Origin of the sequence: Enterococcus sp. SMC-9 (genome assembly GCF_021011285.1) — a bacterium.
Lineage (GTDB): Bacteria > Bacillota > Bacilli > Lactobacillales > Enterococcaceae > Enterococcus_C > Enterococcus_C montenegrensis.
Window position 1 is genome coordinate 1 of record NZ_JAILYE010000012.1, and the last position, 2797, is coordinate 2797.

2 rRNA genes are annotated in these 2797 nt (G+C 50.4%); both read right to left on the bottom strand.

Going from position 1 to position 2797, the window contains the following annotated elements:
• Positions 1-116: ribosomal RNA gene (gene rrf / locus K4422_RS13495) — 5S ribosomal RNA — on the bottom strand.
• Between the two features lie 78 nt (positions 117-194).
• A 23S ribosomal RNA gene (locus K4422_RS13500) occupies positions 195-2797 on the bottom strand; the annotation flags it as partial.

Below are 2797 nucleotides of genomic sequence, written 5' to 3' on the forward strand. Positions count from 1 at the left end.
GCGTGGCGACGTCCTACTCTCACAAAGGGAAACCCTTCACTACAATCGGCGCTAAGAAGCTTAACTTCTGTGTTCGGCATGGTTACAGGTGTATCCTTCTCGCTATCGCCACCACACTATTTAATTAAGTGAATTTCATTCACTCAAAACTGGATCTTGAAGTTTTTCAAAACTCTTCCGAGTTTTCTTTTACTTTGGTTAAGTCCTCGATCGATTAGTATCAGTCCGCTCCATACATCACTGTACTTCCACTCCTGACCTATCTACCTGATCTTCTCTCAGGGATCTTACTTTCTTTAAGAAATGGGAAATCTCATCTTGAGGTGGGCTTCACACTTAGATGCTTTCAGCGTTTATCCCTTCCCTACATAGCTACCCAGCGATGCCTCTGGCGAGACAACTGGTACACCAGCGGTAAGTCCATCCCGGTCCTCTCGTACTAAGGACAGCTCCTCTCAAATTTCCAACGCCCGCGACGGATAGGGACCGAACTGTCTCACGACGTTCTGAACCCAGCTCGCGTGCCGCTTTAATGGGCGAACAGCCCAACCCTTGGGACCGACTACAGCCCCAGGATGCGACGAGCCGACATCGAGGTGCCAAACCTCCCCGTCGATGTGGACTCTTGGGGGAGATAAGCCTGTTATCCCCAGGGTAGCTTTTATCCGTTGAGCGATGGCCCTTCCATGCGGAACCACCGGATCACTAAGCCCGACTTTCGTCCCTGCTCGACTTGTAAGTCTCGCAGTCAAGCTCCCTTCTGCCTTTACACTCTGCGAATGATTTCCAACCATTCTGAGGGAACCTTTGGGCGCCTCCGTTACCTTTTAGGAGGCGACCGCCCCAGTCAAACTGCCCATCTGACACTGTCTCCCACCACGATTAGTGGTGCGGGTTAGAGTGGCCATAACACAAGGGTAGTATCCCACCATTGCCTCCTTCGAAACTAGCGTCCCGATCTCTACGGCTCCTACCTATCCTGTACATGTGGTACAGACACTCAATATCAAACTACAGTAAAGCTCCATGGGGTCTTTCCGTCCTGTCGCGGGTAACCTGCATCTTCACAGGTACTAAAATTTCACCGAGTCTCTCGTTGAGACAGTGCCCAAATCGTTACGCCTTTCGTGCGGGTCGGAACTTACCCGACAAGGAATTTCGCTACCTTAGGACCGTTATAGTTACGGCCGCCGTTTACTGGGGCTTCAATTCGTACCTTCGCTTACGCTAAGCACTCCTCTTAACCTTCCAGCACCGGGCAGGCGTCAGCCCCTATACTTCATCTTTCGATTTTGCAGAGACCTGTGTTTTTGATAAACAGTCGCTTGGGCCTATTCACTGCGGCTGACCTTGCGGTCAGCACCCCTTCTCCCGAAGTTACGGGGTCATTTTGCCGAGTTCCTTAACGAGAGTTCTCTCGCTCACCTTAGGATTCTCTCCTCGACTACCTGTGTCGGTTTGCGGTACGGGCCGTTGTCTTCTCACTAGAAGCTTTTCTCGGCAGTGTGACATCAGAAGCTTCGGTACTATTATTTCCCTCCTCATCACAGCTTGTCCTTATAGAAATAAGCATTTGACTCATCTCAAGACTTACTGCTTGAACAGACATATCCATCAGTCTGCACTTCTTAGCCTCCTGCGTCCCTCCATTGCTCAAACAAATACAACGGGTACAGGAATATCAACCTGTTGTCCATCGCCTACGCCTATCGGCCTCGGCTTAGGTCCCGACTAACCCTGGGCGGACGAGCCTTCCCCAGGAAACCTTAGTCATTCGGTGGACAGGATTCTCACCTGTCTTTCGCTACTCATACCGGCATTCTCACTTCTAAGCGCTCCAGCAGTCCTCACGATCTACCTTCAACGCCCTTAGAACGCTCTCCTACCAATACACCTTCGGTGTACTCCACAGCTTCGGTAGTATGTTTAGCCCCGGTACATTTTCGGCGCAGGGTCACTCGACTAGTGAGCTATTACGCACTCTTTAAATGGTGGCTGCTTCTGAGCCAACATCCTAGTTGTCTGTGCAACCCCACATCCTTTTCCACTTAACATACATTTTGGGACCTTAGCTGGTGGTCTGGGCTGTTTCCCTTTCGACTATGGATCTTATCACTCACAGTCTGACTGCCGAATATAAATGAATGGCATTCGGAGTTTATCTGAATTCGGTAACCCGAGATGGGCCCCTAGTCCAAACAGTGCTCTACCTCCATCATTCTTAACTTCGACGCTAGCCCTAAAGCTATTTCGGAGAGAACCAGCTATCTCCAAGTTCGTTTGGAATTTCTCCGCTACCCACACCTCATCCCCGCACTTTTCAACGTACGTGGGTTCGGTCCTCCAGTGCGTTTTACCGCACCTTCAACCTGGACATGGGTAGATCACATGGTTTCGGGTCTACGACTACATACTCATTCGCCCTATTCAGACTCGCTTTCGCTGCGGCTCCGTCTCTTCAACTTAACCTCGCATGCAATCGTAACTCGCCGGTTCATTCTACAAAAGGCACGCTATCACCCATTAACGGGCTCTAACTTGTTGTAGGCACACGGTTTCAGGATCTATTTCACTCCCCTTCCGGGGTGCTTTTCACCTTTCCCTCACGGTACTGGTTCACTATCGGTCACTAGGGAGTATTTAGCCTTGGGAGATGGTCCTCCCGGATTCCGACGGAATTCCTCGTGTTCCGCCGTACTCAGGATCCTCCTAGGTGCCTTCCAAATTTCGCCTACGGGGTTTTTACCCTCTTTGACTGACTTTTCCAAGTCATTCGACTATCTGAAAGAACTACCAT